We start from the raw sequence: 12,261 nt of genomic DNA, 5'->3' as shown, positions 1-12,261 counted from the left end.
TGTGTCAGAAGATCGCTCACAAATGACAGCCGAGCAATTGGCCACAGAAAAAAAACGCCTATGGTGGCATAGTCGTCGTGGCATGTTGGAATTGGACCTTTTATTACTGCCGTTTGTTGAAGAAGCGTACAGTGATCTAAACGAAGAGAATAAAGCCAAGTACCGCAAGCTACTAGACAGTGAAGACCCAGACTTATTTAAATGGTTTATGCAAACAGGCACCCCTGATGATCAGGACCTTGCTGATATCGTAGCGATAATTCTTAAACGTGTACAACCCGGTTAATCTGTCGGTCGCTTCATCGACTTTATTGGAGCGTAGCCAATATGTGCTGCATGTCGGGTTAATACTGGCTTACCTTTCGGCCATTAGTGCGTATTTTCATTATTCGGTTGTTTTATGCTTATTACCGTTATTGCTCATTCAAGGTGTTTACTTTAAACGGCTCAGGCATGGCCAGTTACCATTTTGTCAGCCGCGCCAATGGCAGTTTTATAATGGCCAAGCCCGTTTAAAGCGATATGATAATTGGGTATCGGTTGATGTGCGGGCACATCAAGTTTGGCCCTCGTGTGTGATCATGCAATACCGCCAATGCGCGACTAACCCAATGCAAAAAGCGGAACCTTGGCAGTGGGAGATTATCATAGCCGATGCTTGTGACGCAGAATGTCATCGCCAATTAGTGGCGCTCATGCGTCAGCAATATCAAGGCAAAAATTAAGAAGGTTAACGTGAACGCACAGTTTTGGCTTAATAAGTGGCAAAAAAACGAAATTGGATTTCATTTACCAAAACCTCACCCTTGGCTGGTGGCTTTATGGCCAGAAATTAACGCGCAAACAAGCGTGTTACATGTATTCTTGCCCCTGTGTGGCAAGACATGCGATGTTGACTTTTTTTTAGCACAAGGCCGCGCCGTTACAGCCAATGAACTGAGTGAAGATGCAGTAAAAGCCATATATGAGCGCTTAGCTATAAAGCCTCAAGTGAGCAACTGGGCTGGCGGTAAACGTTACCATGCTAAAAACTTAACTATTTATGCCGGTGACTTTTTTCAGCTGACCCCCAGTGAATTAATCAATGTTGATTGGGTTTATGATCGTGCTGCGTTAATCGCATTACCAGCGACTATGCGCAGTCAATACACGCGGCACTTAATGCAACTGTGTCCAAAGGCGCAGCAGTGTTTGATCACCCTTGATTACCAGCAAGACTTAATGTCTGGCCCGCCGTTTGCTTTGAGTTATGAAGAAGTCAAACAGCACTATGCAGCGACTCACTCAATAAATGAGCTAAAGAGCGCTAATATTATTGAACATGAACCACGCTTTGCCCAAAACGGATTACCTGAATTATTTCAACGGGTATATCAGTTAACGCCAAAGCCAAATGCTTAAAAACAGAGAGCGCTTTATGCTAGAGATTGGCCGTTTTAATGAGTTAACCGTATTGCGTCAACTTCCTCGAGGTTTGCAATTAGATGGCGGCGAACACGGCGAAATTTTATTACCAAAGCAATACACCACCGAAGACATGAAGGTGGATGATACAGTAACCGTATTTATTTATCGTGATAGTGAAGATCGCTTAATTGCTACGACACAAACCCCATTGGCCATGGTTGGCGATTTCGCTTACTTAAATGTAGTCGATGAAAGCCCTGTGGGCGCCTTTTTAGACATGGGGTTGCAGCGCGATATCTTAGTTCCGTTTTCTGAGCAAAACAATCGCTTAGAAAAAGGTCGTAAAGTATTAGTACGTATTTATTTGGATGACTCTGATCGTTTAACGGCGTCAACGAAGTTGGATACGTTTCTTTATGATATTGATGAAACCAATGCGTATAAAACAGGCGAAGAAGTTGATATCGTTGTTGGCCCAAAAACGGATCTTGGAATTAAGGTTGTTGTTGATGGCACGTATTGGGGATTAATTTATCATTCCGATGTTTTTCAGGCGTTAAATCGTGGTGATAAACTCAAGGCGTTTATTAAACGTGTACGTGAAGATCAAAAAATTGAAATCATTATGCAAAAACCAGGCTTTGCTCGTGTAGAAGGGCTGGCGGGTGATGTATTGGAATTGTTGACACAAGAAGGCGGCTTTATCCCATTAAGTGATAAAAGTTCGCCGGATGACATCAAGAAAAAATTTCATTGCAGCAAAAGCAGCTATAAACAGGCTATTGGTACGCTTTATAAACAGCGTTTAATTCGCATTGAAAAAGATGGTATTTATCTAGAAGCGAAATAGATGCCAAACCGAATGTCTGACCCATAAAAAACGGGCGCTTATTAGCGCCCGTTTTTTATGTAACCAATTCTCAAGCCATTTAAGCTATAAACACTGCAACTCAAAGGTAGTTTGAAATTTGAAGTTAGACGCGTACAAATGACGTTCAGCAAAGAACAAGTCGAAACTGTAAGTATTATAGGGCTCGATGCCTAATGCTTCGGCATAGTCATCCAGTTTAATCACTTTCTTAAGTGCGCCGTGAACACCGCCTAAATCAATGGCAAGCTTGCCGTTGATGAATATCCATAAGTCATCGTCGCCTTCAAAGCTAAAGGTTCCGCCTGGTACATAAAAGAATTTCAAATGGGTTTCTAACGTGAAGTGATAGTTATAGGTATTGCCTTGATTACCAAAACCTTCATTGTTGATTGGAAAAAATGTAGAGCTCGAATACTCCCAAAGCTCTGATCTAAGCTGGGTCATTTTGAGTGTTTTGTTAAGCGTCATATTAACGCCGGGCACATTTCGGTACCACTGATCAAAACTGGCGGCATCTGTGGTTGTTTGACTGTGCTGGCCTTCTTTTGCATAAACTGGGCGGCCATCCTCGCCTAAGTTGGTTTTTACAATGCCTGTTTCAATGCCATCATAACTTTCAAAATCAGGGTGCGAATCTTTAAAGTCACGAATGGTTACAGGAATTTGACGAACACCATTGTAAGGGTCAACACACTGACAAATAGTATCGTAATCAGTTGGTGAGCTTGCGTGTACCAACTGTGTGACAAGCAACAAGCCAGATGCGAATGCTGAAAAACATAACTTGTTCATGTTTGCCTCTAAAATTGGGTGTTAGCATATTAAAATAGTGGCGGTAGTGTAGTCATTACGCTTGAAAAAAACTGGGATCTACGTCGAGTTTTTCGGGCTTTGTTATGCTTGTACGTGTGTTTTGTAAGGAGTTGTGATGCGGCTAGATAATTTGAGGCAGTTTAAAAGGGTATTTGGTTTATTTAATAAAATTAACCATATGGATCGCTTGCTTAAAGCGTTTACTATACGCATAAATAAGGAGCCGAAGCCCCTGTTTGAATGCGTTAACTTAACAACATAGCTTAACTATAAGCACTGTAACTCGAACGTTGTTTGGAATTTAAAGTTTGACTCGGTTAAGTGGCGTTCTGCAAAAAATAAATCAAATGAATATGAATTACCTGGTTCAATGCCTAGTTCGGCTGCCATATCGTCAAGGTATACCGTTTTTTCTTCAACACCGTGTACGCCGCCTAGGTCGATGGCGAGTTTACCATTGATGAAAATCCAAAGATCGTCGTCTCCTTTAAAACTAAACGTGCCGCCTGCTACATAGAAAAACTTAAGGTGTGTTTCTAACGTGAAGTGATAATTATGGCTATTACCTTGGTTGCCGAATCCTTCGTGATCAATGGGGAAAAAAGATGAGTCGCTGTACTCCCAAAAACCAGTGCGTACTTCGCGCATTTCTAGCTGCTTGTTAATGGCTGTATTTTCACCTGGTACGTTACGATACCACTTGTTAAATGCTTCACTGCCATTTGTCGTTAAGCTGTACTGGCCCTCTTTTGCGTAAATAGGGCGGCCGTCAGAGCCTAGGTTTTTTTCTACAATGCCTCTTTCGTAGCCTGTGGTACTTTCAAAGTCTGGGTGGTCTGCTGTGAAATCGCGGATAGTAACTGGAATTTGACGTACGCCATTGAAAGGGTCGACACATTGACAAATTTTGTCGTAATCCGAGGGTGCGCTGGCGTTTACAAGCTGAGTCATAATGAGCAAGCCAGATGCAAGTGCTGAAAAACATAACTTATTCATGCTGACCCCAATAATGAGTATGACGTAGTAAACGATTTAGGGAGTCTAGACATAGCCGTCCTGAAAAACTGGGATGTACGTCCAGTTTCTCAGGCTTTCTTATACTTTTGTGTGAGTTTTGTAAGAAATTGTGACACCGCTCATGGTTTGTAAGCGGTCAGGGCTTTAGAAAAAAGCTGTCAGGCCAAGAGTGAACTCTAAGTTGTTCACACGTTTACTAATAGGCAGCACATTTGACTCATATGTATGGTTGCGGAAATCCATATTCCAAGTAAGCCAATCGCTTAAAATAATGCGATAACCTGAACCGTATGTAATTGTGAAATGGTTGTCACCAGCAAAGTCAGTATTACCGATACCCGCGACCACATAAAATGAACTGTTAAGCGTTAGGTTTTGGGTGATAAAGGCTTCACCAGGAAACAAGTTATAACCCACTAATAGGTTGTAGTACTCGTAATCACGATCCGCAATCAAGTTAGCAGAGCTGGTAATTTCAGCTGCTGAGGTGCCGGCTTCAGCTTGGCCGTAGTTGGCTTGTAAGAAGAAGTCTTCAGTGGCGTGGAACGAGGCTTTAACACCTAAAACAGAGGGCGTATCGAAGTCTTCAATGCCGATAATGCCCATATAGGCACCTAATTCAAAAAACTCGGTATCAATCTTCGCTTCGTATTGCTCGCGTACTTGTTTATCTGGCTCTACCACTAAAATAGGGTTGATTTGCACATCCCCTGAATCTTCTGTATCTGGGGCATCATTGGCAAAAGCCAGTGGGCTTATTGCAAGTGATAGTAGTGTGATCAGTCGTAGCATTGTCATAATATTTTGCCTAAATTCTATTTAAAAGAAGCTGCTAAAGCCTAAGCGCCATGCGCTATTGGACAGAGAGTCGTTATCGCCAGTGAGGTAAACTTTGCGATACTCGCCGCGTACCACGAAGTTGTAGCCAATGTAATAGTTAATGCCCACGCCGGTGTACTCGTAACGACTGTTGAAGCTATTGTTAGCGCCCACTTGTTGCTTTGTTTTTTCTTTCCATTCTTGCCAGCCATAACCTTTAGATATAAAAGGGGTAAACGACCAGCTTTTAATGGGTTCAATTAATAGGCTAGCGCCATAGGTGATGCCATCAATTTGGCTACCAAATATCTGTCCGTATTCGGCTTCTATACCGGCAAAGCTTAATAGTCGATAACCGGCCATAACCGTTGCTGTATCTGCGTTGCCTTGCTGGCCAAGGCTAAAGCCCACACGACCTTGCTGGGCTAAAAAGTCACCGTGTTTGGTATTAGGCAGTGCAGCAGGCAAGCCTGTTGGGGCCAATGTGCGGGCTAGACCTTCTTGTTTGACCCAGCCTTGGCGATTGCGACGGTCACTGACATAAAACCAATTAGTTCGACGACTGTGCACATAAACAGTCTCGCCTTTTTCCATAACATGGAAAATAGGATAACCACGGCCAGGGCCTGTATGAAGTTCGAGGTAGGTATCGATAACCGATAGCTGTACCGCTTCTTCATTGTTCAACATATCACCCGTAATCGTACGAGATGGTGTGGGGTCATCAGCATGCGAAGCATGGCTAATAACAAAGCAAATTAGGGGAATCCAACAGCGAAACATAGGCACTCGTCTGGTTAATGCTTCTTACAGCGTCAAAGAATGGCGATCATTGTACGCATATTCATGGGAACATCGTGCATAGTGATCACTTACCGAGTGTGACGTTCATCACTTTTAAGAAAATACAATCACGCTTACATTAAAAATAACGAATTTCTTACAAAAATATTTGTAACAGCCTCTCAGAATTTGAACCCGTAGCGATAATTAAATCCCTAAAAACCGGATAATGCCGCCCTTATTTCGATTCCGCTCAAGCTGGTTAAAAAACCATCAGAATGGCTATTTAGTGGAATTAGCGCGAAAGTTATTAATCACACCTCGGGTGTAGGACGTTTTATGTGTCGGTCAAAAATCAAGCAGTGGACCTTAGTCGTATTGGCATGCGTGTCAGTTAATGTGCTGGCGTCAGATCAGTCCATTGGTTTTGCTGCGAAAGCGAAGCAAGAGAGCGCCCAGCAGGCCTTGGCGACCGTTAGTAAGCTTTCAAAAGAGATTCAACAGCTTAAAGCCAGCGTGGTGGACTTAAATAAGGACCTGCGATTGATGGAAGAAGAGCTATTGTTCCCATCAAGTACTCAGGCCAGTGTATTTGTTTCGTTAGATAGTGGTGAGTTTTTCACACTAGAGAGCGTGAAACTTAAATTAGACGGCAAAATCATCGCCACTCACTTATATAGTGATAAGCAGCGGCAAGCGCTTGCTCGTGGTGGTATTCAGCGTTTACACATGACCAACCTGAATAACGGGCTGCATACGTTGTCAGTGTTCTTTACCGGTCTTGGGCCAAATGGCCGACCATACAAGCGTGCAACGGAGCTGGAGTTCACTAAGGGCAAAGGCAGTCAGTATATAGAGCTCGCGGTTATGGATGATTACGCCAAGCAAGAGCCAGTGTTTACCATTAAGCAATGGTAAGCAGGAGAATGAATATGATGCGCTTGCTTTTGCTGAGTTGTTTACTGTTGCCTTTAATGGCTGCGGCGAACACGGTTAAAGACTTAAAATACGGCACGATTTTGTTTGATTATTATCAGCAAAATTATTTTGCAGCTCTTATAGGTTATGAATATGCCAAGGCGACCAATGAGCTTGAAAAAAATGCGGATGACGCGCGTTTACTTCAAGGTGGTATGACCCTGTCCTATGGTTTGCCCGATCATGCGCAAATCATCTTCAATGACTTATTAAATACAAATGTAGACGAGGCCACAGCGAACAAGGCGTGGTACTACCTTGCAAAACTGTATTACCAAAAAGGTGAGATAGACGCAGCGGCACGCAATTTAGGTCGTATTCAAGGGCAGGTGCCGGGTGATATTGCTGAAGAATTTAATTACTTAGCTACCCTGATTAATATTCGTAACATGCACTTAGATACCGTTGAGCAAAGCCTATCAAAGGTCGCAAAAAACAGTGCATATGAGCCTTACCTTATTTTTAATTTGGCGATTACTCAGTTACGACATGACAAATTAGATGACAGTAAACGCAACCTGAAAAAGGTTGTGGATTACGCGCTGGTACACCCAGAAGAAGAATTTTCAGTGTTGGCCGATCGTGCAAAGCAAGCTCTTGCTCACATGGAAATTGAAAACGAAAACCTATTAGGCGCTTGGCAGTATTTACAAAATGTGCGTACAACAGGATTGTATAGTAACCGTGCTTTATTGAGTTACGGTTGGACAGCCATTAAGTTACAGCGTTTCTCTCAAGCGGTTCCTGCCTTAAAAGCATTGGATCGTCGTTCTATCAGTATTGCCGAAGTACAAGAAGCCAAAGTATTACTGGCCCACTTGTATGAGCAGCAAGGTGCAAGTCGCAGTGCATTAAAACAATATCTATTAGCAGAAAAAGCATTTGCCGGAGGTGTTGACTCTATTGCAAAAGCGCGTGCAGTGATTGCAGGTCAGCGTATACCTGAAGAGTTTGTGGTTAACCTTGAAGCCATGATGGACGAAACCGATTGGTACGGCAGTGAGCCAAGTTTAGATTACAACAAGCTTACTCCATTTTTGATTGAGCTTATGTCCAGTAACCCATTCCACAGTGTGATCAAAGAACTGCGAGATTTATATGCGCTACGTAACAATCTTAATTACTGGGGGCGTCAAGCATTAGAGCACCAGTTGATCATTCAATATCGCCAGCAAGGCTTAACCAGTAAAAGCATTGGCAGCTTTGTGTTCAAAGCACAAGAGAAGCAAGAGCGACTTGAAAATACAATCAGTGATTTACGTTTGCATACTATGACCCTTGATGTTGAAGAGCAAGAGCGTTTTACCGCATTGATTGAATCAACTGATCAAAGCTTTGCCTTCTTAGAAGATAAGTTGTCAAAAATAAAATCGATTAAAGAGCCTTACCGTCAATCAGAAGCCAATGTGCTTTTGGCTAAAAAGCTGCACAACCGCATTCAGAAAAAGCTGCAAGAGACTGATGGTCTTATTAGAAAATTAGAAAGAGTCATGCGTATCGTAGTGAACGCAGAACTCGATAACCATGAAGAACGTATGCGTTACTACTGGGCTCAGGCTCGTTTAGGTAAAGCACGTTTATACGATCAAACATTAAATAATATTGAAGATGACAAAATGAATAATACAGGAGAGCAACCATGAGGAGACCGAATCCGGTGAAAACGGGGTTAAAACTCGTTGCACTTTCAGTGGCCATTAGTTTGTCTGCCTGCAGCTCTCAAGGCACCATTGCTGATTTAGAAGGTGATGAGATCGAAACAGAAGCGGGGTTGAATTTTAATAATCTTGATCACGAGCAAGTTCGCAATGAATATCAGCAGCTTATTGACCTTGTGGATGATGAATATTTAAAGCAACAAATCCAACGCCGAATTGCGGGCGTGCATATGCTCGAAGGCGATGCTAATCAAGCCGATATGGCAACAGCACCCAAGCAGGGTTATTACCGTAATGCCATTGCTAGCTATGTTGATATTTTAGAAAAATACCCAAATAGCCCAGATAACGCTGAAGTGTTATATCAATTAGCAAAAGCGTACGACATGGAAGGGCAGACCAATAATGCGCGTCAGATGCTTGAACGCTTAGTGGATCGTCACCCGTATTTCACAGCTATTTCTGAAGCGTACTTCCGTTTAGGGGATATTTACTTTAGTCGTGACCTGTATGTCAAAGCAGAAAAAGCTTATCGCCAAACCACCATACAAGACTCAGGTAAGCTAACACTTAATGCACATTATATGTTGGGTTGGTCGTTATATAAGTTAGGCAACTATAACAAAGCACTCGACCATTTTGCGTTTGTGTTGGATAGCCTGTTAATTGCCGAATTAAATGGTCGTGCATTAACCGTGACTGAAAAACCATTGGTGCAAGATGCATTGCACAGTATGAGTTTGGCCTTGGTGAATTTAGGTGGTGCACAAGCCATTGGCGATATTAAATTGATCGAAGGTAAAGCTTACCAATGGCGCTTATATAATGAGTTGGCCGAATTTTATTTAGAAAAATCGCGTTACGATGATAGTGCTGCCACGTATCGTGAATTTATTAAGCTGAATCCAACGAATGCACGCACCAGTGATTTTCATAGCAAGCTCATTGCGGCTTATGTGAAAGGTGGTTTTCCTAAGTTAGTGCTTAAAGAGAAACAAGATTTTGTAAACCTTTATGGGCCAAAATCGCAATACATTGCTAAGCATGAAGCGCAGAAGGCTCAAGTGTTTTCACAACTTAAAGAATATTATGTTGAGCTAGCTGCTCACTTCCATAGTCAAGGTCAGCAAGCCCTTAAAAAAGCTAAGACTAGCAAAGAAGAGCACCTGAGCGAGCTGGCATCAACGTCACTCCTACAAGCGGCCGACTATTATGGTCGTTACCTTGAAGCGTTTCCTGATGATAAAAAAGTGGCAGAGCTTCGCTATAAAAAAGCAGATGCTCACTTTGAAAACAAACAATATGACCTAGCGGCAAAAGAATACGCCACCGTTGCTTATGTTGATAAAGATAAAAAGCTGGCGAATAAATCAGCGTATGCAAGCTTGATTGCTTACCGTAAGCATTCAGAAGTATTAGAGAAAGAAAGAGCATCCGCTGAAAAGCAAGAAGCATGGCGTCAACAGTCGGTTGATAGTATGTTGAAATTTGCCAATGTGTTTCATAAAGATAAACGAGCCATTGCTGTGTTGACCAATGCGGCGCAGGCTTTGTTTGCATTGAGCCAGTTTGATCGAGCTATTGATGTGGCCAATGGTCTGATTAAAAATAATAAGCAACTTAACCCAAGCTTAAAGCAAACGGCTTACGGTATTTTAGCGCACTCTTACTTCCAGAAGGGGGAGTATCAAATCGCGCAAAATCATTACACGACACAGCGTCGTATTCTGCTGAAACAAATGAAAGTGTCTAAGCAAAGCGATGAATATAAAGATATCAGTAATCAAATTGCTGCTTCTATTTATGAAAAAATCAGAAGCACATAAGTTGGCTAACAATAATCAGTTAGCTATTAATGAATTGTTGAGTGTTAAAAAACTTGCTCCTCAATCTAAGATTCGTGTGATTGCGCAATATGATGCTGTTTCACTCATGCTAGAAGAGAAACAGTGGAAAAATGCAATCAAAGAATTGAAGCAATTACAGACGCAATTTGCATCTCATGAGTTAGCCCCAGAGTTTCCTCGTAAGCTAGCGTTTGCCTATGAAAAAAGCGAACAATGGAAAAAAGCCGCACTGGCGTACACACAGTTATTTAACACGGATAAAGATCCGGTTGTGCGTCAAGACGCTTTATTCATCGCGGCAGGCCTTTACGAAAAGATTGGTCAGCTAGAGAAAGCGATTGTTTTCTACAAAGACTATGCGCACAAGTATGAAAAACCATTCTCTAATCGTATGGAAGCCCGTTATCACTTGGCAGACCTTTATGAAAAGACCAAGGATAAGAGTCGCAATTTATATTGGTTGCGTCGTGTGATAGCAGGCGATGCTGAAGCAGGCGCCGATCGAACTGACCGTAGTCAGTGGTTAGGTGCATGGGCAAGTGCTAAGTACGGTGATTATTTTGCTTGGGAGTTCAAGCGTCGCTCGCTACGTCTGCCAATCGATAAAAGCATGGCGAAGAAAAATGGCTACTTACAAGATGCAACGCTTCGCTATGAGCAAGCGGCGGCATACGGCATTTTAGAGTTCGTCAGCTTGTCTAATTTCAAAATGGCTGAGTTATACGAAACATTCAGTACTGAACTGAATAAAGCGCCAGTACCTAAAGGCTTATCGAAACAAGATACTGCCATGTATCAAAATATTATCGCGCAGCAAGCACAACCTTTTGCGGATTTAGCTGCCACCATACATCAAAATAATATTGAGCTTGGCTGGGATGGTCATTATAACGATTGGATTTCTAAAAGTTATGAGGCTATGAAGCGTTTGTCGCCAGTGCGTTTTGGTAAAGAAGAAGAATTAGCGAGGTACGGTGATGAAATTCGTTAAACAAATGGCTGTTATAGCCAGTGTGTTGGTGCTGTCAGCGTGTGCCAGTAAAGTGCAGATTCCGCTTGCGGGACAAAAAGTGGAATTAAAAGAAACGCAAAGCTTTATTCCTCAGCAAGCTTATGACGAGCAAGGTAAAGCCATTGTATATGAAGCAATGGAAAATCCTTATTTAGAGCTTAAGGGTAAAATTGATAAAGGTTCGGTGTTGTTATTCATCGAAGCTAAAAAAGCCATTCGCAGTAAAGACTATAAGACGGCCAAACAAAAGTTAGGCGTGATCACTAAAAAAGACACGTCATTGTCTGGTCCTTGGGTGCTTCTGGGTAATATTGCCGTTGAGAAGAAAGAATATACGCTTGCGCAAGATCACTATAAACAAGCGCTTAAAATTACACCGGATAACATTAATGCCTATATCGCATTAGCTCGATTGCAGCGTTTGATGGGGGAGTTTGGTGTTGCGCAAAATACATTGGCGCAAGTGCTTGGCATTTGGAAAGATTGCCCAGAGGCTCATTTGAATTTAGGCATCTTGTATGACCTATATTTAAATCAGCCGAAAAAAGCACAGCAGCACATAGAAACGTATTTGTTTTTGAATGACTATAAAGATCAAAAAGCCATTGCCTGGTATAACGAAATTCAAAGTCGTACTGGGATTGAGAAAAGTTTCATTGATCCTAAGCAAAAGGCAAATCCAGCAACATTAATGAGCCGCTCAGAGGGTTAACATATGAAGCAATTACTTTTTTTGTTTAGCGTGTTGATGGTTTTGAGCGCACAAGCAGATGAGCCCATTAAACTTGAGAGCCAGTTTGTAGGGGATAAAGAACAGCCTGCCGTGAGTTATTTTATGTCATGGCAAGGCCCAGGTGGCAACGAAAATTTATATCGTAAAGAAGAAGATAAATACGAAAAAAACATAGATACGGTGGACCGTGACGTAATGCTGCGTTCTATGCGGATCTATGACGAAATGAATTTAGAAGGCAACTAGCGCTAAACAATTTAGTGCTCACAAAAATTTTATATAGCAGACACTCTGCTTAATAATTAAAAACAGACAGTTATACT

The 12,261-nt window shown here is 42.1% G+C and carries 14 protein-coding genes; 10 read left to right on the top strand and 4 right to left on the bottom strand.

Annotated features, from left to right (window positions below):
* Positions 1-22 precede the first annotated feature (22 nt).
* The 4 genes from ACU6U9_RS13500 to ACU6U9_RS13485 are packed head-to-tail and all read left to right on the top strand — an operon-like array spanning position 23 to position 2,257.
* The gene (locus ACU6U9_RS13500; RefSeq protein WP_446735876.1) at positions 23-286 is read left to right on the top strand and encodes an FAD assembly factor SdhE; all 264 of its coding nucleotides are present in this window, start codon (positions 23-25) and stop codon (positions 284-286) included.
* A gap of 43 nt (positions 287-329) precedes the next feature.
* Positions 330-725: a hypothetical protein gene (locus ACU6U9_RS13495; RefSeq protein WP_446735548.1), complete on the top strand. Its 396-nt coding sequence runs from the start codon at positions 330-332 to the stop codon at positions 723-725.
* A gap of 10 nt (positions 726-735) precedes the next feature.
* Positions 736-1,401: a thiopurine S-methyltransferase gene (tmpT, locus tag ACU6U9_RS13490; RefSeq protein WP_446735547.1), complete on the top strand. Its 666-nt coding sequence runs from the start codon at positions 736-738 to the stop codon at positions 1,399-1,401.
* A gap of 16 nt (positions 1,402-1,417) precedes the next feature.
* Complete coding sequence (locus ACU6U9_RS13485; RefSeq protein WP_446735546.1) at positions 1,418-2,257, top strand: CvfB family protein; 840 nt, start codon at positions 1,418-1,420, stop codon at positions 2,255-2,257.
* Between the two features lie 84 nt (positions 2,258-2,341).
* Here the strand turns inward: ACU6U9_RS13485 and ACU6U9_RS13480 are convergent, their stop codons facing one another.
* The 4 genes from ACU6U9_RS13480 to ACU6U9_RS13465 all read right to left on the bottom strand — a co-directional run bounded on the left by ACU6U9_RS13480 (position 2,342) and on the right by ACU6U9_RS13465 (position 5,710).
* Positions 2,342-3,070, bottom strand: coding sequence for a fibro-slime domain-containing protein (locus ACU6U9_RS13480; protein ID WP_446735545.1), 729 nt, complete (start codon positions 3,068-3,070; stop codon positions 2,342-2,344).
* Positions 3,071-3,358: 288 nt separating this feature from the next.
* Positions 3,359-4,087: a fibro-slime domain-containing protein gene (locus ACU6U9_RS13475; RefSeq protein WP_446735544.1), complete on the bottom strand. Its 729-nt coding sequence runs from the start codon at positions 4,085-4,087 to the stop codon at positions 3,359-3,361.
* Between the two features lie 165 nt (positions 4,088-4,252).
* On the bottom strand, positions 4,253-4,906 hold the full coding sequence (locus ACU6U9_RS13470; RefSeq protein WP_446735543.1) for an outer membrane beta-barrel domain-containing protein: 654 nt from the start codon (positions 4,904-4,906) through the stop codon (positions 4,253-4,255).
* A 21-nt stretch (positions 4,907-4,927) separates the two neighbouring features.
* A complete protein-coding gene (locus ACU6U9_RS13465) occupies positions 4,928-5,710 on the bottom strand; it encodes an SH3 domain-containing protein (RefSeq protein ID WP_446735542.1) in 783 nt (260 codons plus the stop codon).
* 339 nt (positions 5,711-6,049) lie between these two features.
* On the opposite strand from ACU6U9_RS13465, the gene ACU6U9_RS13460 reads away from it, so the two are divergent.
* The 6 genes from ACU6U9_RS13460 to ACU6U9_RS13435 are packed head-to-tail and all read left to right on the top strand — an operon-like array spanning position 6,050 to position 12,184.
* Entirely contained in the window at positions 6,050-6,628 is a 579-nt protein-coding gene (locus ACU6U9_RS13460) for an AraC family transcriptional regulator (protein WP_446735541.1), read from the top strand.
* Between the two features lie 14 nt (positions 6,629-6,642).
* Positions 6,643-8,331 (top strand): tetratricopeptide repeat protein, encoded by a 1,689-nt coding sequence (locus ACU6U9_RS13455; protein ID WP_446735540.1) that lies wholly within the window; start codon positions 6,643-6,645, stop codon positions 8,329-8,331.
* Positions 8,328-10,172, top strand: coding sequence for a tetratricopeptide repeat protein (locus ACU6U9_RS13450; protein ID WP_446735539.1), 1,845 nt, complete (start codon positions 8,328-8,330; stop codon positions 10,170-10,172). Before ACU6U9_RS13455 ends, ACU6U9_RS13450 begins: the two co-directional genes overlap by 4 nt.
* Positions 10,150-11,184, top strand: coding sequence for a tetratricopeptide repeat protein (locus ACU6U9_RS13445; protein ID WP_446735538.1), 1,035 nt, complete (start codon positions 10,150-10,152; stop codon positions 11,182-11,184). Before ACU6U9_RS13450 ends, ACU6U9_RS13445 begins: the two co-directional genes overlap by 23 nt.
* The gene (locus ACU6U9_RS13440; RefSeq protein WP_446735537.1) at positions 11,171-11,917 is read left to right on the top strand and encodes a tetratricopeptide repeat protein; all 747 of its coding nucleotides are present in this window, start codon (positions 11,171-11,173) and stop codon (positions 11,915-11,917) included. The genes ACU6U9_RS13445 and ACU6U9_RS13440 overlap by 14 nt, the downstream gene beginning before the upstream one ends.
* Before the next feature lie 3 nt (positions 11,918-11,920).
* A complete protein-coding gene (locus ACU6U9_RS13435) occupies positions 11,921-12,184 on the top strand; it encodes a hypothetical protein (protein ID WP_446735536.1) in 264 nt (87 codons plus the stop codon).
* The last annotated feature ends 77 nt before the right edge of the window (positions 12,185-12,261 follow it).

Source organism: Pseudomonas sp. HK3, from assembly GCF_052920985.1.
Note: the sequence above shows the minus strand (reverse complement) of the source record. Positions and strands in the feature narration are given on the sequence as shown.

What these genes read in the sequence shown, in the direction of transcription:
- ACU6U9_RS13500 (WP_446735876.1), top strand. Translation starts at nt 23, where the DNA reads ATGACAGCCGAGCAATTGGCCACAGAAAAAAAACGCCTATGGTGGCAT.
- ACU6U9_RS13485 (WP_446735546.1), top strand. Translation starts at nt 1,418, where the DNA reads ATGCTAGAGATTGGCCGTTTTAATGAGTTAACCGTATTGCGTCAACTT.
- ACU6U9_RS13480 (WP_446735545.1), bottom strand. Translation starts at nt 3,070, where the DNA reads ATGAACAAGTTATGTTTTTCAGCATTCGCATCTGGCTTGTTGCTTGTC.
- ACU6U9_RS13475 (WP_446735544.1), bottom strand. Translation starts at nt 4,087, where the DNA reads ATGAATAAGTTATGTTTTTCAGCACTTGCATCTGGCTTGCTCATTATG.
- ACU6U9_RS13470 (WP_446735543.1), bottom strand. Translation starts at nt 4,906, where the DNA reads ATGACAATGCTACGACTGATCACACTACTATCACTTGCAATAAGCCCA.
- ACU6U9_RS13465 (WP_446735542.1), bottom strand. Translation starts at nt 5,710, where the DNA reads ATGTTTCGCTGTTGGATTCCCCTAATTTGCTTTGTTATTAGCCATGCT.
- ACU6U9_RS13460 (WP_446735541.1), top strand. Translation starts at nt 6,050, where the DNA reads ATGTGTCGGTCAAAAATCAAGCAGTGGACCTTAGTCGTATTGGCATGC.
- ACU6U9_RS13455 (WP_446735540.1), top strand. Translation starts at nt 6,643, where the DNA reads ATGATGCGCTTGCTTTTGCTGAGTTGTTTACTGTTGCCTTTAATGGCT.
- ACU6U9_RS13450 (WP_446735539.1), top strand. Translation starts at nt 8,328, where the DNA reads ATGAGGAGACCGAATCCGGTGAAAACGGGGTTAAAACTCGTTGCACTT.
- ACU6U9_RS13445 (WP_446735538.1), top strand. Translation starts at nt 10,150, where the DNA reads ATGAAAAAATCAGAAGCACATAAGTTGGCTAACAATAATCAGTTAGCT.
- ACU6U9_RS13440 (WP_446735537.1), top strand. Translation starts at nt 11,171, where the DNA reads ATGAAATTCGTTAAACAAATGGCTGTTATAGCCAGTGTGTTGGTGCTG.
- ACU6U9_RS13435 (WP_446735536.1), top strand. Translation starts at nt 11,921, where the DNA reads ATGAAGCAATTACTTTTTTTGTTTAGCGTGTTGATGGTTTTGAGCGCA.